This is a genomic window from Actinotalea soli, from assembly GCF_017565425.1.
GTDB lineage: Bacteria > Actinomycetota > Actinomycetes > Actinomycetales > Cellulomonadaceae > Actinotalea > Actinotalea soli.
Genome location: NZ_JAGEMK010000001.1, coordinates 881,194 through 899,643 on the forward strand (window position 1 = coordinate 881,194; position 18,450 = coordinate 899,643).

The following is an 18,450-nucleotide window of genomic DNA, read 5'->3' on the forward strand; positions in this document are numbered from 1 at the left end:
TCAGTGTCCTTCAGGTTCGATCGCGGGCAGGTAGGAGTCCCCGGTGTCGACCCGCCACCGGCCGGTGATGAGGTCCACCTCCCACTGGTGCACCTGGGGCACCCTGGTCCGGGACTCGAAGTGGTAGAGCTCGACGTCGGCGAGCCAGAGCAGGCGCCCGCCCTGGTGACGGACCTTGAGCGAGAAGTCCACGTCGTTGAAGTTGACCGGCAGCAGCTCGCACATCCCGCCGACGTCCTCGTAGGTCTCGCGGGTGAACGCGACGCAGGCCGCGGTGAGCCCCGAGGCCTCGCGGTTGACGCAGAGCTCGGAGAACGGGCCGCGGTCCTGCGGGTCCGCCCCCAGGAAGCCGTGGAAGAAGCGGTGCTGGTCGTAGATGTGGCCGCCGTGCTGGACCGTCCCGTCGGCGTACAGCAGACGGGCACCGGTCATCCCCACCCCGGGCTCGGCCAGCGGGGCGACGAGCTGCTCGAGGAAGCCCTCGGTGAGGGCCTCGACGTCGTCGTTGAGCATCACGACGACATCGCCGCTGCTGGCCAGGAAGCCCATGTTGCACTTGGCGCTGAAGTTGAAGGGGCCCTCGAAGAGGACCAGCGTGAGGAAGCGACCGGCCAGCCGCTCGAGCTCGTCCAGCACGTACTGAGGGGTCACGTCGTCGTACACGACGACGATCTCGAGGTTCGGGTGCCCGCCCCGCTCGAGGAGGGACGCCACGGCCTCGACCACGAAGCACCGCGCCTGGCCCCAGACCAGGCCCTGACCGCCCCGCGTCGGGATCACGACGCTGACGAGGACCTCGGGGTCGGCGCGGCGGATGATCCGGTACGTGCCCGGGGCCTTGCCGAGGGATGCCGTCGCGAGGATCCCCGACCTGTCGAGGTGGTCCTGGACCACGGCGCGCCCGGCCCGCCAGGACGCGTCGTCCCGCTCGACGCCGACGGCCTCGTCGCTCGCGACCCGGTCGGGCGAGAACCGGGCCGGGCCCGGGCCGAGGGTCGTGTGCAGCACCTGCGGGACGTGGACCACGTCCCGGGCCCGCTCCCCGACCCGCAGGATCAGGTCGTGCTCGCGCGCCTGCTCGTGCTGCGGGCGGTAACCACCGAGCTCGCGGACCAGCTCGGTCCGCAGGACCACGGGCCTGCCGGTGTAGAGATGGCCGCGCAGCCGCTCGGGGGACCAGACCGGCTTGCAGAAGACCGTCGGGGCGTCGTCCTCGGGACCGGCCCACTCCTCGTCGGCGTACAGGAGGTCCACGTCCCCCGCGAGGTCGTCGCGGAGCGTCGCCAGGGCCGTCGGCACGAGCCGTCCGTCGGGGTCGAGCAGGACCAGGAAGGTCCCGGACGCCTGGGTGATCGCCTCGTTGAGCTGCTCGAGGACCTCGCCGGCAGCCGCAGACGGCCGCCCGGCGACGCGCGGGTCACCCGCACCCAGCGCACGGAGCTCCTCGGCGCTCACCCCGGGAGCACCGACGACCACGAGCTCCCAGTCGTCGTCGCTCTGGGCGCGCACCGACTCCACGGCCCCCCGGAGCGTCTGGGTGCCAGCCGCGCGAGTGGCGTCGAGAAGGACCGTGAACGTGGGGCCCGTCTCGCTCATCGACGCCCCAGGAGCCGGCGCGCGACCGTGACCGGGGCGAGCAGCCGCCGACCCGCGACCCACGTGCGTGACTCCTTGACCTCGGCCAGCTCCTCCATCGCCGTCGCGTACCGCAGGTGGGCCTCCTCGGCCGCCGCCTCGGCAAGCTCGGCGTCGACGCGAGCCTTGTTCACGGCGGCCTCGGCGCCGATCGCGTGGTCACGCGCCGTGAGGACCCGGCGCCGCAGGTCCACCACCTGGGCGAGCTGGGCCTCCACGTCCGCCGGGAGCTGGGCGAGGCTGGACTCCCGCTCGGCTCGTTCCGTGTGGGCGTCGACGACAGGTGGCGGGTCGACCGCCCGGACGAGCTCGACCGGGCGTCCCCGCGTCAGGCTCGGCTGCGCGCGGGCCACGAACTGGTAGTGCAGGGCGTCGGGCTGACGGCGCACCCAGTCCACGACCGCACCGGGAAGGGCCTCGTCGTCGACGGGGACCTCGCTGGCGAGGGGGTCGAGCACGGTCGCCCGCAGGTCGGTGGGCGCGAGCCCCGCGTCGTCGAGGAGCCCGAGGAAGGAGTCGCGCGTGAAGAAGCGCAGGTGGGTACGGTCCAGGAGCCCCGTCTCGGTGTAGATCCACCGGCCCTGCAGCAGGGCGAGGCGCAGCGAGCCGTGGGCGACGTTCGGCACCGAGATCACGACGGACCCGCCCGGGGCGAGGAGCTCGGTCGCGGCGCGCAGGGTGGCGGCCGGGTCTCGGAGGTGCTCGAGGACGTCGGCCAGCACGACGACGTCGAACTGCTGCCCCGCGAGGAGCTCGGTGAGGGAGCCTCCCTCGATGTCGGCCACGAGGACCTCGTCCAGCACCTCACGGGCACGCCCGGCGGCGTCGGCATCCTGCTCGACGCCGACGACCCGGCAGCCGCGTCTGCGCAGCTCTGCACCGAGGTAGCCGGTCGAGCACCCGACGTCCAGGACGCTGCCGACCGTGCCGACGAGGTCCAGGACCACGGCGTGGGAGGTGTTCGGCTCGGTCGGGTCGACGGAGTCGAGATGGTATTGCGACACGCGAGGGATCTCCTTGGGGCGGGCGCCTTGACGTCACGGGATGCCGACGTCAGTCCGCGGGCGAGGTCGGTTGCACAGTACCGGAGAGCGTCACGGTTCCTCTGACTGCGCCCGGCACGGCTGCGGCCCTCGGACGACCGCACGCGGCCCCGCCGCGGGTCAGGGGGAGACGTGCCGCCGGCGACGTCGTGCGAGCACGACCGGGAGGACGGTCAGCAGCACGACCCCGAGCGTGGCCACGGCAGAGGTCGCGAGACCGACCATCGTGCCCGGGGCCTCGTAGAACAGTCGCACCTCGTGCCGCCCCTCGGGTACCCCCACGGCCCCCGTCGCGTGGTCGGCCGGCACCAGCTCGGCCCGCTCGCCGTCGATCGTGGCGTGCCACCCTCCCGCGCGCACCGAGTCCGCGACGACGAGCCACCCGGCGTCCTCGGCGTCGACGGTGACCTCGATCGTGTCGGTGCCGTCCTCGACGACCGTGATCCGGGCGGCCTCCCCCGTGGCGCCTCGCGCGTCTTCGGGAGCCTCGAGGACCACGGTGCTCGCGGGCAGCTCGCCGGAGTGCAGGAGGGCCACCCGAGCGGCAGGGTCGGCCTCGACGGCCTCCTCGGTCGCCGCGCCGTCCTCAGCTCGCGGCCGGCCGGTGCCGGCCGATCCGCCAGCACAGTACCGGAGCCCGACGAGCCCGTTCCCCCGCCCCCGGACCTCGGTGCTCGGCCCCGCGCCCGCTCACGACAGGTGGCCGGCGGCGCTAGCATGGCGTGCCCACCCATCCCTGCTTCGGAGGTTCTCCGTGCGTCTTCTCGTGACCGGCGGAGCCGGCTTCATCGGCTCGAACTTCGTTCACCTGACCGTGCGTGAGCGACCCGACGTCGAGGTCACGGTCCTCGACGCGCTGACCTATGCCGGGGACCGCGCGAGCCTCGCCCCCGTCGCCGACCGCATCACCTTCGTCGAGGGCGACATCGCCGACGCCGAGCTCGTCGACCGGCTGGTCGGCGCGGCCGACCTGGTCATCCACTTCGCGGCCGAGTCGCACAACGACAACTCGCTGTCGAACCCGTGGCCCTTCGTCCAGACCAACGTGGTGGGGACCTACACGCTGCTCGAGGCCGTGCGTCGGCACGGGGTGCGCTACCACCACATCTCGACCGACGAGGTCTACGGCGACCTGGAGCTGGACGACCCGGCCAAGTTCACCCCGGAGACGCCCTACAACCCCTCGAGCCCGTACTCCTCGACCAAGGCGGCCTCGGACCTCCTCGTCCGCGCGTGGGTGCGGTCCTTCGGGGTGCAGGCCACCCTGTCGAACTGCTCGAACAACTACGGCCCGTACCAGCACGTCGAGAAGTTCATCCCGCGGCAGGTCACCAACGTGATCGACGGGGTGCGCCCCAAGCTGTACGGCACCGGCGAGAACGTCCGGGACTGGATCCACGTCGAGGACCACAACACCGCCGTGTGGGCGATCGTCGAGCGCGGGCAGATCGGTGAGACGTACCTGATCGGCGCCGAGGGCGAGGAGAACAACCGCTCGGTGGTCGAGCTGATCCTCGAGCTCACGGGCCAGTCCTCCGACGCCTACGACCTGGTCAGCGACCGCCCCGGGCACGACATGCGCTACGCGATCGACGCGACCCGCCTGCGCACCGAGCTCGGTTGGGAGCCGCGCTACTCGAGCTTCCGCGACGGCCTCGCCGCGACGATCGACTGGTACCGCGCCAACGAGGCCTGGTGGCGCCCCCAGAAGGACGCGACCGAGGCCAAGTACGCCCAGCTCGGGCGCTGAGGCCGCCGCGGGCCAGGGCCACGGGCGACGTCGCCCGTCGCCCTGGCCCGCGCGATCCTCCACGACTCCTCCACGACGCAACCGGGTGAGGTCCACCAAACTGGGCCACGGCCCGCCCTATGCTCGGTCCCTGTGACCCCCCGCCACGCCTCCTCAGGGCGCGCCCGCGCCGTGCGCCACGCCCGTGGCACGCGCCGCCACCCGTTGCGGTTCGCCCTCGCCCTCGCCCTGGTGGGCGTGATGTCCTTCGCCGGGACCGGTGCCGCGACGGCCTACCTGCGCCTGCAGGGCAACATCGACTCGGCGGACGTCGACGACCTCCTCGGTGAGGACCGGCCCGAGGCCGCCCCCGCGGACCCGAACGACCCCGCCCAGGGCACCGCGCTCAACATCCTCGTGATGGGGACCGACACCCGCGACGGCATCGAGGAGATGGAGGGCGACGGGGAGTCCGGTCAGCGCTCGGACACCACCATCGTGGTCCACGTCTCGGCCGACCGGCAGCGCGTCGAGCTGGTCTCGATCCCCCGCGACTCGCTCGTCGAGATCCCCTCCTGCACACGCTCGGACGGCTCGACCTCCTACGCCCAGTCCAACGCCATGTTCAACTCGGCCTTCGTGATCGGCAGCCAGTCCGGGGAGACCACCGACGCGGCCGCCTGCACGATCCGCACGGTCGAGCAGAACACCGGGGTACGCATCGACGAGTTCGTCGTGGTCGACATGGCCGGGTTCATCGACATGGTCGACGCCCTGGGCGGCGTCCCGATCTGCCTCCCTGAGCCGATCAACTCCCCCAAGGCCAACAACCTGGTGCTCGAGGCCGGCCAGCAGACCCTCGACGGGAACACCGCCCTCAACTACGCCCGGGCTCGCACGGGCGTCGGCCTGGACGGCTCGGACACCGGACGGATCAACCGGCAGCAGCGCCTCATCGCCGCCACGGCCAACAGCGTGCTGTCGAAGAACCTGCTGACCGACGTGCCCGAGCTCGTCCGCTTCCTCAACGCCGTGACCCGCTCGTTGACCGTGAGCGAGGGGATCTCCTCGATCCCGGACCTCACCGGCCTGGCGTTCAGCCTCCGGAACGTCCCGAGTGGCAACATCACCTTCATGACGATCCCCTTCGGCGCGGCGCCCTCGGACCCGAACCGCGTGGTGTGGACCCCCGAGGCCGCCGACGTGTGGGCCCGCATCGCCGAGGACCGGCCTCTGCAGGACGAGGAGCCCGCAGCCCCCGAGCCCACGGAGGACCAAGGGGGCGCCGGCACCGACGACGGCACCGCCCCGCCTGCGGACACCCCGGCCCCCGAGCAGACGGAGGAGCCCGAGGAGACCGTCGACGTCGAGGATCGAGACCTGTTCAACGCGGCGGACCTCGAGACGGTCTGCGGCTGACCCCGATGAGCGACGACGAGCGTCCCCGCCCGCACCGACGCAGCACCCGGGGCTCGGGCGACGACCGCGGGGCCCCGCAGCAGGTCCCTCCCACCTTCGAGCCGAGCGGCCGCTCCCGGCCGGCGCCCCCCCGCCGTCACGGCGGTCCCGACCCGATCGTCGTCGGCGGGGCGGGTCGCGCGCCGGCCGCCCCCACCCACCCACCCGCACCGCGCCAGCCCTCCCGTCAGGCACCACGGCAGGCTCCCCCCGCGATCCCGCGGGCTCAGGGCGGGGCCGCACCGCCGGCCCGGACCTCCGCCCGGTCCGGCGATCTGCCGGGCGCCCCCCGCCCGCGCCGTCGCCGCCCTCGCGCGGTGGTCGTCGCAGCCCTGGTGCTCGTGCTCCTGCTCGCCTGGCCCCTCGGCCTGGTGCTGTGGGCCGACGGCCGTCTCGAGCACGTCGAGGCCACCTCGGGAGCAGCACCGACGCCCGGCACGACGTACCTGCTCGCGGGCTCCGACTCGCGCGATGACGGCGTCATCGAGGACAGCGAGACCACGGGGGCCCGCACCGACACGATCATGGTGCTGCACGTCCCCGAGAGCGGGCCGGCAGCACTCATCAGCCTGCCCCGCGACACCTATACCGAGATCCCCGGCCACGGGGCCGCGAAGATCAACGCGTCCTTCAGCTACGGCGGGGCGCCGCTCCTGGTCAGCACCGTCGAGGGCCTCACCGGGATGACGATCGACCACTACGTCGAGGTGGGCTTCGGTGGCATCACCGAGGTGGTCGACGCCCTGGGCGGGGTCGAGCTGTGCCTCGACCAGGACGTGAACGAGCCTCTCAGCGGGTTGATCTGGACCTCGGGCTGCCACGTCTCCGACGGCACCACGGCGCTCGCCTTCGCGCGGATGCGCTATGCCGACGCCCAGGGGGACATCGGGCGCGCCCAGCGCCAGCAGCAGCTCATCGCGGCGATCAGCGGCGAGGCCGCCTCACCCGCCCTCCTGGACCCGCGGCGGCAGGTCTCCCTGATCCGCGCCGGGACGGGAGCCCTCGCGGTCAGCGACGACACCTCGGTGGTCGACCTCGGACGGCTCGCCCTCGCCTTCCGTCGCGCCACCGGCCCCGACGGCATCACCGGGACCCCGCCCATCTCCTCGATGGACTACCAGCCCGGCGGGGTCGGCTCGACGGTGCTCCTGGACCCCGAGCTCACGCCGGCGTTCTTCGCCGACATCCGCGACGGCTCACTGCCCCCCGGGCCCGTCGGCGGCCTCGACTGACCGTCGACGCGGCAGCCGGTCGGCGACCCTGGTCAGGCCGCGCTCGACGCCGCGGCGCATCGGCTTGTTGACCTTCTTCTCGATCCCGTGGTGGATGAGCAGGGCGAGCAGGATCGACACCGCGAAGGCCGCAGCCAGGACCACGTAGGTCGGGAGGTACGGCTCGAGCCGGTCGATGACCCACCAGCCCCAGAACTCGTGGATCAGGTACAGCGGGTAGGTGATGGCACCGAGCCCGATGAAGATCTCGACCTTGACCCGCGCCACCCGCGTCAGGCTCAGCACGGCGACCAGCACGAAGCACCCGACGACGATCGCGCCGATGAGCCACGGGTTCGGCGGGAAGATCGTGTTGGCGCTCAGCGACCGCATCTGCTCGGGCACGATGTGGTGCACCGACAGCGCGACGTTCATCGTGACGAGCCCCCAGAGGAGCCGCGAGTGGCCGTCACGGAAGATGAGGAACAGGAGCATCCCCCCGGCGAAGAGCGGGGCGTAGGTGCCGATGAGCAGCATGTCGGCGATGCGCCAGCCGGCTTCGTGCACGGCCCACGCGACCAACGGCCACAGGGTCGCGAAGACGATGATGCGTCGTCTCGTCAGCCCGATCGCCACGAGCAGGACGATGAGCAGGTAGAACCGCAGCTCCGTCCACAACGTCCAGTACACGCCGTCGACGTGCCGTACCCCCCACGCGGACTGGGTCAGGGTGAGGTTCACGGCGACCTCGGACAGGGAGATCTGCTTGCCGTCCCGCCAGATCACCATCAGCAGGAAGCTCGTCATCAGCACCGCTGCCCAGTACGAGGGGTAGAGCCGCGCGAGGCGCGACCCCACCACCTGAGGGACCGAGCGGCCCCACGCCGTCCACAGGATGACGAAGCCGCTGATGACGAAGAAGAGCTCGGGGGCCAGCGCGAAGTACGTCGACACGTGACCCAGCACGGGGAACCGCTCCCCCGGGTCCTCCCCCCAGCCGCCGTGCCATCGTGCGGTGAAGTGGTGGAGCAGCACGCCGATCGCGGCCGCGAAGCGCAGGCCGTCCAAGGTGTAGAGACGCGCCGGGTGCTCGCGGGCCGATGCCTCGGGGCGGGTTCCCCGTCGGGGGGCGTCGCCCGAGGGCGACGGGCCAGAGCCGCCGCGGGCGTCCGGGGGCAAGACGGCCTCAGGCGTCCCCGTCGGGGTCGTCGTTACCATTCCGTGACCCTACGGCGTCACGACGAAGATCGCCCGCCGACCGGGCGCGGTGGTCGCGTCAGCGGCCGAAGCCGGTCCGCCCCTCGCCCGCCCGGCGCGAGCGCAGCCGCTCCCCCTTGGCCCGCGCCTGGTCGCGGAGACTCTCCTGGAAGGTCCTCATCCGCTCCCGGAGCGCCGCAGCGGCCTCGCCCTCGCCCGCCGCCAGCATCCGTACCGCGAGCAGCCCGGCGTTGCGCGCCCCGCCGACCGAGACGGTCGCGACCGGGACCCCCGCAGGCATCTGCACGATCGACAGCAACGAGTCCATGCCGTCCAGGTGCGCGAGCGGGACCGGGACCCCGACCACGGGCAACGGCGTGACCGCCGCGAGCATCCCAGGCAGGTGGGCAGCGCCTCCCGCCCCGGCGATGACGACCCGCAGACCGCGGTCGGCCGCCGACCGCCCGTAGTCGATCATCTCCTGGGGCATCCGGTGCGCCGAGACGACGTCGACCTCGCAGGGCACCTCGAACTCGGCCAGGGCCTGGGCCGCGGCCTCCATGACGGGCCAGTCCGAGTCCGACCCCATGACGACACCGACCAGCGGCGTCCCTGTGCTCTCAGCCATGGGTCGAGTCTCCCCTGACGACCGCTGCCGCGGCCAGCGCCCGCTCGCGCACGGCACCGAGGTCCTCGCCGCAGACCGTGACGTGGCCGAGCTTGCGCCCGGGCCGCACGTCCTTGCCGTAGAGGTGGACCTTGGCCGCGGGGTCCAGGGCGGCGACCTCGGGCAGGGCCTCGGTGAGCTCACGACGCTCGGCACCCAGGACGTTGGCCATCACCGACCACCGCGCCGTCGGCGTCGTGTCCCCGAGGGGGAGGTCGAGGACTGCTCGTAGGTGCTGCTCGAACTGGCTCGTGACCGCGCCGTCGAGGGTCCAGTGGCCGGAGTTGTGCGGCCGCATCGCGAGCTCGTTGACGAGCACCCGCGCCCCGGCCTCCCCCGCCGGACCGACCGACCGGCCCGCCACCTCGAAGAGCTCGACCGCGAGCACCCCGGTCACGTCGAGGCCCTCGGCGACCCGGGTGGCCGCGTCGAGGGCCGCGGCCTCGACCGCCGGGTCGAGGTCCGGCGCGGGGGCCAGGACCACCGAGCACACGCCGTCGGCCTGCACGGTCTCGACCACGGGCCACGTCCGGATCTCGCCCGAGGGTCGTCGGGCGAGCAGGACGGCGAGCTCCCGCACGAAGGGCACCTTCGCCTCGGCGAGCAGGGCCGGCCCGCCGATCCCCGCGGCCGCGAACCACTCGACCACCTCGCTCGTCGAGCGGACCACCCGCACGCCCTTGCCGTCATAGCCGCCGCGAGCAGTCTTGACGACGGCCTCACCGCCGTGGTCCTCGAGGAACCGGGACAGGGCCGCAGCATCCGGCAGCTCCGCCCAGTCCGGGCACGGCACACCGATCTCGGTGAGGCGGCGCCGCATCGCGATCTTGTCCTGCGCGTGGATCAGGGCGGCAGCGCTGGGCCGCACCGGCACCCCCGAGGCGAGGACCTCGGCGAGGACCTCCCCCGGCACGTGCTCGTGCTCGAAGGTCAGGACGTCGGCCCGGGGACGCTCGCCGTCGCCCTCGACCAGGGCCTGGACCGCCCCGCGGTCCTTGGGGAGGCCGACCGGGGCGTCCACGACGACCTGGGCCGCCGAGGTCGTCGGGTTCTCGACCAGCACCCGTAGCCCCAGGCCCAGGGCGGTCGCCGCCGGAGTCATCATCCGGGCGAGCTGGCCGCCGCCCACCACTGCCACCACAGGTCCCGTCACGACGGGCGAGCCTAACAAGGTCGGCAGGAGGACCGGCGCCGTGTCCAGATACCCTGCCGCCATGCGGACCCGGCTCACCGAGCTCCTCAGGTTCGGCTCCGTCGGGGCCGTGGCCTTCGTCGTCGACGCCGGGACCTTCAACCTCCTGCTGCACGGTCCCGGCCCGCTGCTCGGCGACCGCCCCCTGACCGCCAAGGTCCTCGCGGTCACCGTCGCGATGCTGGTCTCCTGGGTGGGGAACCGCTACTGGGCCTTCGCCGCGCGCCGCACCGGGGCCCACGCCCGCGAGCTCGCGGTCTTCGCCGCGGTCAACGTCGGCGGCATGGCCATCGCGGTCGGCTGCCTGGCGGTCTCGCGCTACGCGCTCGGGCTGACCTCCCCGCTGGCGGACAACCTCGCGGCCAACGTGGTCGGGCTCGGCCTCGGCACGGCCTTCCGGTACCTCGCCTACCGGCGCTTCGTCTTCACCGGCGGCTCGGTCGTCGAGGGGGTCCCCGCCTCAGCGCCGCGGCCCCCGGATGCGGCGACGACGGCCGCGCAGGGACAGGGTGGCCCCGCGCGGCAGCACGAGGTCGGGGTCCAGCGTCCGGGGCACCCCGGAGAGGAAGATCGCGAAGACCGGGGGCCGACGCTGCGCGAGCTCGAGGCGTCCGCCGTCGGCCGCGACGAGGTCCCGGGCCAGCGCGAGCCCGAGGCCGGTCCCCGCGCCTGAGGTCACCTCACGCTCGAAGATCCGCGGGGCGAGGTCGTCCGGGACCCCGGGCCCCTCGTCGGTCACCTCGATGACCATGGCCGCGCCGGGGCCCGAGCCCCGCGAGCGGATCGTCGTGGTCCCGCCGCCGTGGCGCAGCGAGTTCTCGATGAGGGTCGCGAGCACCTGGGCCAGGGCCCCGGGGGTGGCCAGGACGGCGACGTCGTCGGGCACCTCGACCTCGAGGGTCCGCCCGGCGGAACGGTAGGACGGGAGCCACTCCTCCTCCTGCTGGTGCACCACGTCGAGCAGGTGCACGGCCTCCGTGGTGCCCCCCGAGGCGCGCCGCGACCGGGTCAGGAGGTCGTCGACGACCGTGACCAGACGCTCGACCTGCTCGAGGGAGATCCGCGCCTCCTCCCGGACCTCGTCCTTGTCGGTCGCGAGGCTGATCTCCTCGAGCCGCATCGACAAGGCGGTGAGCGGGGTACGGAGCTGGTGCGAGGCGTCGGCGGCGAACTGGCGCTCGGCGGCGAGACGACCAGCCATGCGGTCGGCGCTGCGGGCGAGCTCGGCGGCGACCAGGTCGATCTCCTCGACCCCCGAGGGCTCGAGCCGTGGCCGGACCTGCCCCGAGCCGAGCTGCTCCGCGCTCGCCGCGAGGTACACGAGAGGCGCGGCGAGGCGCCGTGCCTGCCACAACGCCATGGCCACCCCCGCGAGCACCGCTCCCAGGGAGGTCACGAGCACGAGCAGCACGGCCTGCGTGGTACGCCAGACGACGTCCCAGTAGGAGATCGAGACCAGGACCACCGCCCCGGAGTCGGTGCGCACGACCGCGGGGTAGGCACGGCCCTCGATGGGCTCCCCGGCACGCACCCGGGTGCCGTCGGCGGTGACCACCGAGACCGAGGCCGGCAGGCTGCCGTCGTCCCCGCCCAGGTAGAGCTCGAGCAGCTCCTCGGTGACCTCCCGGTCGCTCGAGATCCTGGACTCGACCTGACGCGCGAGGTTCGCGGCGCGGTCGTCCCGGTTGCGCAGCTCGGCGTCCCGGATGAGCTGGGAGCTGAAGATCGCGAGGGGGATGCCGAGCAGCAGGACCGCGACCGTCACCGCGGCGACGGTCGCCTGGAGGACGCGGCGCCGCACCTCAGCCCACCGCGCTCAGGAGGCGCCGGTCTCGAACCGGAAGCCCATGCCCCGGACCGTCGAGATGTAGCGCGGGTCGTTCGCGTCGTCGCCGAGCTTGCGACGCAGCCACGAGACGTGCATGTCGAGGGTCTTGGTCGAGCCGGTCGGGTCGCTGTCCCAGACCTGGCGCATGAGCTGCTCGCGCGGGACCACGGACCCGGCCTCCCGCACCAGGACGCGCAGCAGCTCGAACTCCTTGGCCGTCAGGTGCAGCTCCCGCTCCCCCTGGAAGGCGCGGTGCGCGGCGAGGTCCATGCGCACGTTCTGGGCGTGGACCTCGTCCTCCTCGAGACCGTCGGCGTGGGTGCGACGCAGCAGGGCCCGCACCCGCGCGAGCAGCTCGGCGAGGCGGAAGGGCTTGGTCACGTAGTCGTCCGCCCCGGCGTCGAGCCCGACGACGAGGTCGACCTCGTCGGCCCGGGCGGTCAGCACGAGCACCGGGGTGCTGAGCCCCTGGCCGCGGATCCAGCGCGCGACGTCGAGGCCGTCCATGTCCGGCAGGCCGAGGTCGAGGATCACCATGTCGGCCGCCGGGGCGGCCTCGATGGCCCCTTGACCGGTGCCTTGCACGACCACGTCGTAGCCCTCGCGACCGAGGGCCCGGGCCAAGGGCTCGGCAATGGCTGGGTCATCCTCGGCCAAGAGAACGTGCGTCATGCGGACATGCTAGCCACACGAGCCGCCCGGACGGTGCAACCCGCGCGGTGCACAGGCGTCACGAGCACGACCCGCGCGTGGCGTACACCCCCAGGGGGACCGCCGCTCCGCCCGTGGGCCGACGTGGCAGGCCCCGTGCCGCCCCTAGGCTGGCGGCGTGCGGTGGTGGGAGCGCGTGAGCGCCTGGGACGAGAAGCACCGCTTCGTCATGGACGCCGTCGCGGCAGGGCTCACCGCCCTGCTCGTGGTGCCGAGCGCGTCGAGCTTCTCGGTCACGGAGAACAGCTGGATCGGGCTCGCCTCCCTCGCCCAGGTGGTCCCGCTGGCCTGGCGCAGGGTCCGGCCGACTGCCTCGGCCGTGGCGGTGTTCTCCGTGGCGCTGGTGCACTTCCTCGCCGGCGAGCTGCTCATCGTCCCGGTCGACTTCCTCGTGCTCGTGGCCCTCTACTCGGTCACCGTGCACGGCCCCGTCTGGGCCTACCGCACAGCGATCATCGGCGCCCTGACAGGGTCGGCCATGTTCGGCGGCGCGGCGGTGCTGGAGTCCGGGTCCCTCGTGACGGGCGGGGTCTTCGCCGTGGCCCTGGCCCTCCTGGCGCTGAGCACCTTCGCCTTCGGGCTGGTGCGCCGCGCGCGCCGCGAGTCGATCGACTCCCTGGTCGACCGCGCGCTGCGCCTCGAGGTCGAGCGCGACCAGCAGGCCCAGATCGCGACCGCTGCCGAGCGGGCCCGCATCGCGCGCGAGATGCACGACATCGTCGCCCACTCCCTCTCGGTGATCATCGCCCAGGCCGACGGCGGCCGGTACGCCGCCGAGAACGACCCTGCCGCCGCGACCCGCTCCCTGACCACCATCGCCGAGACCGGACGCGCTGCCCTCACCGACATGAGGCGGCTGCTCGGGGTGCTCCGGCCGTCGACCGACGACGCCACCGGGGGCCTCTCGGCGGGCGCAGCGGTCGAGACCGGTGCATCGACGAGGCCAGCCCCCCACGACACGGAGACCGGCGCCCCCGCCCTCGCCCCGCAGCCGGCCGTGGGTGACATCGACCAGCTCGTCGAGCAGGTGCGGGGAAGCGGGGTCGACGTCTCCGTGGTGCGCATGGGCACGGCCCGCCGGCTGCCCCCGGGGATCGACCTCACCGTCTACCGGATCTGCCAGGAGTCCCTGACGAACATCCTCAAGCACGCCGGCCCCTCCCCCTCGGCCACCGTCATGCTGCAGTGGAAGCCCGAGGCCCTGGTCCTGCAGGTGAGCGACGACGGGCGTGGCGCGGCCGCCGAGACCGACGGTGTCGGCCAAGGTGTGCTCGGCATGCGCGAGCGGGCGGCCATGCTGGGCGGCACGCTCACGGTCGGGCCCCGCCCGGGCGGTGGGTACCGCGTCCGCGCCGAGATCCCGATCCCCCCGCACGAGGAGCACCGATGACCACGACCGACGCCGCCCACCCCCCCGTGCGTGTCGCCCTCGTCGACGACCAGCAGCTGGTGCGCGCAGGCTTCCGCATGGTGATCGACTCCCAGCCCGACCTCGAGGTCGTCCTCGAGGCCGGAGACGGCGCCGAGGCCCTGCGCCGGCTCGCGGTGGTCGAGGTCGACGTCGTGCTCATGGACGTCCGCATGCCGACCCTCGACGGCCTGGCCGCGACCGCCCGGCTCACCGCGCCGTCGTCGGGCACGCTGCAGGGCTCCTCGGGCCCCTCGGACACGACTGGCGCGGCGGGCGCGGGGCCTGCCGGGCGTCCCGTGCCCCGGGTGATCGTTCTGACCACCTTCGACCTCGACGAGTACGTGCTCGCCGCGATCCGTGCCGGGGCCAGCGGCTTCCTGCTCAAGGACGCGCCGCCCGAGGAGATGCTCGCGGCCATCCGCACCGTCCACGCCGGGGACGCGGTGATCGCCCCCTCCTCGACCCGCCGCCTGCTCGAGCACCTCGTCACGGCCCTGCCCGAGGCCGAGGACCCCTCGACCGCCCACCCGGGGCTGGGAGAGCTGACCGACCGCGAGCGCGAGGTCCTCGTCCTGATGACCCGCGGCCGGTCGAACACCGAGATCGCCGGGGACCTCTTCGTGGCCGAGGCCACCGTCAAGACCCACGTGGGACGGATCCTGAGCAAGCTCGGTGCCCGCGACCGCGTGCAGGCCGTCGTCACGGCCTACGAGGGCGGGCTGGTGCGCCCGGGCAGCTGAGGTCGCGGCGGGCGCTGGTCGCACGACCACGTCCCGCCCAGGGGGGCCCACCGCCGCCGCCGGGTCCGACCACGGGATGACCCGAGGCGGACGAGGACCATGCCGGGGCGCGACGCCCCGGGGGCCGGCGGCTCCGTAGCGTCGAGGCACACGACGACACCCAAGGAGAACCACCCGTGCCCAGCACACCGATCACCAGCACCACCGCGGTCAGCGCACGTCGCCTGACCAAGGTCTACGGCCAGGGCGAGGCAGCCGTCCACGCCCTGGCCGGGGTCGACGTCGACTTCCAGGCCGGGGCCTTCACGGCGATCATGGGCCCGTCGGGCTCCGGCAAGTCCACGCTCATGCACCTGCTCGCGGGGCTCGACGTCGCGAGCGGCGGGCAGGCCTTCCTCGGCACCACCGAGATCACCGGTCTCGACGACAACGCCCTGACCCGGCTGCGGCGCGACCGCGTGGGCTTCGTGTTCCAGTCCTTCAACCTGCTGCCCATGTTCACGGCCCGGCAGAACATCCTGCTGCCCCTCGAGCTCGCCGGTGCACCGGTCGACGAGGCGTGGCTCGGCACGCTCACCGCGACCCTGGGACTCGACGACCGCCTGACGCACCGGCCGAGCGAGCTCTCGGGCGGGCAGCAGCAGCGCGTGGCGATCGCCCGCGCCCTGATCGCCAAGCCCGAGGTGATCTTCGCCGACGAGCCCACCGGCAACCTCGACTCGAGGGCCGGGGCCCAGGTGCTCAGCTTCCTGCGCCGCTCGGTCCGCGAGCTCGGTCGCACCATCATCATGGTCACCCACGACCCGTCGGCCGCGGCCTACGCCGACCGTGTCGTGCTCCTGGCAGACGGCCGCATCGCCGGGGACATCAGCGACCCGACCCCCGAGTCGGTGCTCGCGGGCCTCGACGCCCTGCGCTCCCTCGACGAGCCGGCGGTGCGCTGATGCTGCGCCTGACCCTGGCGCAGATGCGCCGCAGCCTGGGGCGGCTGACCGCCGCCGGGATCGCCATCGTCCTGGGCACGGCCTTCGTCGCCGCGACCCTGCTCGCGGGCAACGCGATCACCCGCACCACCTACGACGCCGTGACGAGCTCCTACGCCGAGGCCGACCTGGTCATCGACGGGGTGGAGCTCGACGACGCCATGCTCGCCGCGGCCCGCGAGGTACCGGGCGTCGACGTGATCGACCCCCAGTGGCGGACGTACGTCGAGGTCGTCGGCCGTGACGGACGCCTCTACACCGTGGTCAAGGCCAAGGCCACGCACCCGGGGCTCGAGGCCGAGACCCTGAGCGAGGGCGCGCTGCCGTCGGGGGCCGAGGAGGTGGCGCTCCCGGCGAGCCTCGCCGAGCTGGTCGGGGTCGAGGTCGGCGACACGGTCACCATGCAGCTCGAGATCTGGACCCCGGACCCTGACGACGCCGAGGGCGGGTCGGTCAGCACGACGAGCGAGGACCTCGAGGTCACGGGCCTGCTCGACGACGGGGTCTCCGCGTTCATCGGCACCGGTGGCGCCGCCGTCGCCGACGAGGGCCTGGTGCGCTCCTGGATGGAGGCGCTCGACACCGAGGAGATGGGGGTGACGGCTGCCCAGGCGCTCGTCGCCCTCGCCCCCGGGGCTGACCTGCGCTCGACCCAGGAGGCCCTGCGCGCGTCCGTGGACGGCGCCACCGTCCAGACCGTCGACGAGGCTGCCGAGCAGATCACTGCCGAGCTGACCGGCAGCTCGATGGTCTTCACCGCCATCGTGCTCGGCTTCGCCGCTGTCGCGCTGCTGGTCGCCGGGCTGGTCATCACCAACACCTTCCAGGTGCTCGTGGCCCAGCGCACCCGCACCCTGGCGCTGCTGCGCTGCGTGGGCGCCGGCCGCAAGCAGCTCCGCCGGTCGGTGCTCATCGAGGCCAGCCTCCTGGGCGTCGCCGCCTCGACGATCGGGCTGGTGCTCGGGGCCGCGGTGGTCCAGGGCGCCCTGAGCGTCCTGGGACGGACGGCGGCCGACGTGCCGCTGCCCGAGACGGTGACCATCACCCCCGTGGTCGTGCTCGTCCCGCTGCTGGTCGGCACCGCGGTGACCCTGGTCGCGGCGCTGAGCCCGGCCCGGGCCGCGACCCGGGTCTCGGCCCTCGCCGCGCTGCGCCCGGCCGAGAACCCGCAGGTCTCGACCCGGAGCGGCCGCCTGCGTGCCTGGTTCTCCGGCCTGCTCGTGGTGGGCGGTTTCGGGCTCCTGGCCCTCGGCATGGTGCTGGCCACGAACGTCGACCTCCTGCTCGGCCTGGCCGCGGGGGTGCTGGGGGGTGCGGCCTCCTTCGTCGGGTTCATGGTCGCGGCGGTGTTCTGGGTCCCGTGGCTCATCCGCGGGCTCGCCCGGCTCCTCTCGCGGGGCGGACCTGCGGCGACCCTCGCCGGGGCCAACAGCATCCGGAACCCGCGACGCACGGCCTCCACGAGCAGCGCCCTCCTGGTGGGCGTGACCCTGGTCGCGATGATGTCGACGGGGGCGGCCAGCACCCGGCACTCCCTCAACGAGGCCCTCGACGAGCAGTACCCCGTCGACGTCCAGGTCGAGACCGTCGGCAACGGGATGAGCTACCCGGCTCTGCCCGCCGCCGTCACCAGCGAGGTCAGGGAGGTCGAGGAGGTGCGGGCCATCGCTGAGACCACCAGGACGATGGTCGCCGTGGTCGACGACCTCGACGGCGCGACGACCACGCTCGAGACCTTCGAGGCGACCGCGATCGACCCCTCCCTCGCGAGGGAGGTGCTGCGCACCCCGGACTACGTGGCAGAGCTGGACGACGCGAGCGTGGTCGTCGCGGCCTCCCTCGCCATGAACCTCGGGATCGAGGAGGGTCAGGAGCTCACCCTGACCCCGGCGGCGGACGAGGAGGGCGCCTCCTCGGGGGCGGAGGTGACCCTCACCGTGGCGACGACCGAGATGCCGAGCTGGGGGGTCATGGTCACCGACCAGACCATGGCGCTGCTGGACCCGGCCGCGCCGGTCAGCGGGTTGTGGCTCGGGGTCACCGACCTCGACGACGCGAGCGCGGTGGTCAGCGCGGTCGACGTCGCGGCGGCTGCCTCCGACGTGGGGCTGAGCACGACCGGGGCGGCGATCGAGCGCGGCTTCTACCAGCAGGTGATCGACACGCTCCTGGCGGTCGTGGTGGGGCTGCTCGCGGTCGCGGTGGTCATCGCGCTGGTCGGGGTGGCCAACACCCTGTCGTTGTCCGTGATCGAGCGGCGACGGGAGTCGGCGACGCTGCGCGCCCTGGGCCTGTCCCGGCGTCAGCTGCGCGCGACCCTGGCCATGGAGGGCCTGCTCGTCGCGGCCGTCGGGGCGCTCGTCGGGTCCCTGCTGGGGGTCGTGTACGGCTGGGCCGGGTCTCAGACCCTGCTCGGCGAGATCAGCGCGGTGGGGCTGACCGTGCCCTGGCGTGACCTGGGGCTGGTGCTCCTCGTGGCCCTGGCCGCCGGTCTGCTGGCCTCGGTCCTGCCCGGCCGCAACGCGGCTCGCACCCCTCCGGTGCAGGCCCTGGGCGTCGAGTAGCTCGACACCCGCCGCGCCGGCGCGAGCAGTCCACAGCACCACGGGCCGTCCCAGCCTCCCCAGGCAGGGCGGCCCGTGGTG

Annotated in this window: 15 protein-coding genes and 1 pseudogene; 8 read left to right on the forward strand and 8 right to left on the reverse strand. The window is 73.5% G+C overall.

Annotated elements, in window-relative coordinates; genetic code table 11:
- The 3 genes from J4G33_RS04015 to J4G33_RS04025 all read right to left on the reverse strand — a co-directional run bounded on the left by J4G33_RS04015 (position 1) and on the right by J4G33_RS04025 (position 3,215).
- Positions 1 to 1,596 carry a glycosyltransferase family 2 protein gene (locus tag J4G33_RS04015; RefSeq protein WP_208054562.1) on the reverse strand — a complete coding sequence of 532 codons (1,596 nt, stop codon included), beginning with the start codon at positions 1,594 to 1,596 and terminating at the stop codon, positions 1 to 3.
- Complete coding sequence (locus J4G33_RS04020; RefSeq protein ID WP_208054563.1) at positions 1,593 to 2,639, reverse strand: class I SAM-dependent methyltransferase; 1,047 nt, start codon at positions 2,637 to 2,639, stop codon at positions 1,593 to 1,595. The genes J4G33_RS04015 and J4G33_RS04020 overlap by 4 nt, the downstream gene beginning before the upstream one ends.
- Positions 2,640 to 2,798: 159 nt before the next feature.
- The gene (locus tag J4G33_RS04025) at positions 2,799 to 3,215 is read right to left on the reverse strand and encodes a hypothetical protein (protein ID WP_208054564.1); all 417 of its coding nucleotides are present in this window, start codon (positions 3,213 to 3,215) and stop codon (positions 2,799 to 2,801) included.
- 217 nt (positions 3,216 to 3,432) lie between these two features.
- Between J4G33_RS04025 and rfbB the strand changes: the two genes are divergently transcribed.
- From rfbB to J4G33_RS04040, 3 genes are all read left to right on the forward strand, one after another.
- Positions 3,433 to 4,428 carry a dTDP-glucose 4,6-dehydratase gene (rfbB, locus tag J4G33_RS04030; protein ID WP_208054565.1) on the forward strand — a complete coding sequence of 332 codons (996 nt, stop codon included), beginning with the start codon at positions 3,433 to 3,435 and terminating at the stop codon, positions 4,426 to 4,428.
- Between the two features lie 132 nt (positions 4,429 to 4,560).
- On the forward strand, positions 4,561 to 5,826 hold the full coding sequence (locus J4G33_RS04035) for an LCP family protein (RefSeq protein ID WP_307793727.1): 1,266 nt from the start codon (positions 4,561 to 4,563) through the stop codon (positions 5,824 to 5,826).
- A 356-nt stretch (positions 5,827 to 6,182) separates the two neighbouring features.
- Positions 6,183 to 7,097, forward strand: a complete 915-nt coding sequence (locus tag J4G33_RS04040) for an LCP family protein (RefSeq protein WP_307793728.1) — start codon at positions 6,183 to 6,185, stop codon at positions 7,095 to 7,097.
- Here J4G33_RS04040 and J4G33_RS04045 read toward each other — a convergent pair.
- Genes J4G33_RS04045 through J4G33_RS04055 form a run of 3 tightly spaced genes read right to left on the reverse strand, consistent with a single transcriptional unit; the run spans position 7,062 to position 10,093 of the window.
- Entirely contained in the window at positions 7,062 to 8,294 is a 1,233-nt protein-coding gene (locus J4G33_RS04045; protein WP_208054567.1) for an acyltransferase family protein, read from the reverse strand. The genes J4G33_RS04040 and J4G33_RS04045 overlap by 36 nt on opposite strands.
- Before the next feature lie 58 nt (positions 8,295 to 8,352).
- Positions 8,353 to 8,901: a 5-(carboxyamino)imidazole ribonucleotide mutase gene (purE, locus tag J4G33_RS04050; protein ID WP_208054568.1), complete on the reverse strand. Its 549-nt coding sequence runs from the start codon at positions 8,899 to 8,901 to the stop codon at positions 8,353 to 8,355.
- On the reverse strand, positions 8,894 to 10,093 hold the full coding sequence (locus J4G33_RS04055; protein WP_307793730.1) for a 5-(carboxyamino)imidazole ribonucleotide synthase: 1,200 nt from the start codon (positions 10,091 to 10,093) through the stop codon (positions 8,894 to 8,896). Before J4G33_RS04055 ends, purE begins: the two co-directional genes overlap by 8 nt.
- A gap of 61 nt (positions 10,094 to 10,154) precedes the next feature.
- Here J4G33_RS04055 and J4G33_RS04060 point away from each other — a divergent pair.
- A pseudogene (locus J4G33_RS04060) lies at positions 10,155 to 10,499 on the forward strand (GtrA family protein); the annotation flags it as partial.
- A gap of 93 nt (positions 10,500 to 10,592) precedes the next feature.
- On the opposite strand, the gene J4G33_RS04065 reads toward J4G33_RS04060, so the two are convergent.
- The gene (locus J4G33_RS04065) at positions 10,593 to 11,933 is read right to left on the reverse strand and encodes a sensor histidine kinase (protein ID WP_208054570.1); all 1,341 of its coding nucleotides are present in this window, start codon (positions 11,931 to 11,933) and stop codon (positions 10,593 to 10,595) included.
- Between the two features lie 15 nt (positions 11,934 to 11,948).
- A complete protein-coding gene (locus tag J4G33_RS04070) occupies positions 11,949 to 12,632 on the reverse strand; it encodes a response regulator transcription factor (RefSeq protein ID WP_208054571.1) in 684 nt (227 codons plus the stop codon).
- 157 nt (positions 12,633 to 12,789) lie between these two features.
- Here J4G33_RS04070 and J4G33_RS04075 point away from each other — a divergent pair, with 157 nt between their 5' ends.
- From J4G33_RS04075 to J4G33_RS04090, 4 genes are all read left to right on the forward strand, one after another.
- A complete protein-coding gene (locus J4G33_RS04075) occupies positions 12,790 to 14,061 on the forward strand; it encodes a sensor histidine kinase (protein ID WP_208054572.1) in 1,272 nt (423 codons plus the stop codon).
- On the forward strand, positions 14,058 to 14,822 hold the full coding sequence (locus tag J4G33_RS04080) for a response regulator (protein ID WP_208054573.1): 765 nt from the start codon (positions 14,058 to 14,060) through the stop codon (positions 14,820 to 14,822). Before J4G33_RS04075 ends, J4G33_RS04080 begins: the two co-directional genes overlap by 4 nt.
- Before the next feature lie 176 nt (positions 14,823 to 14,998).
- Positions 14,999 to 15,766, forward strand: a complete 768-nt coding sequence (locus tag J4G33_RS04085) for an ABC transporter ATP-binding protein (RefSeq protein WP_208054574.1) — start codon at positions 14,999 to 15,001, stop codon at positions 15,764 to 15,766.
- Positions 15,766 to 18,369, forward strand: coding sequence for an ABC transporter permease (locus J4G33_RS04090; RefSeq protein ID WP_208054575.1), 2,604 nt, complete (start codon positions 15,766 to 15,768; stop codon positions 18,367 to 18,369). The genes J4G33_RS04085 and J4G33_RS04090 overlap by 1 nt, the downstream gene beginning before the upstream one ends.
- The last annotated feature ends 81 nt before the right edge of the window (positions 18,370 to 18,450 follow it).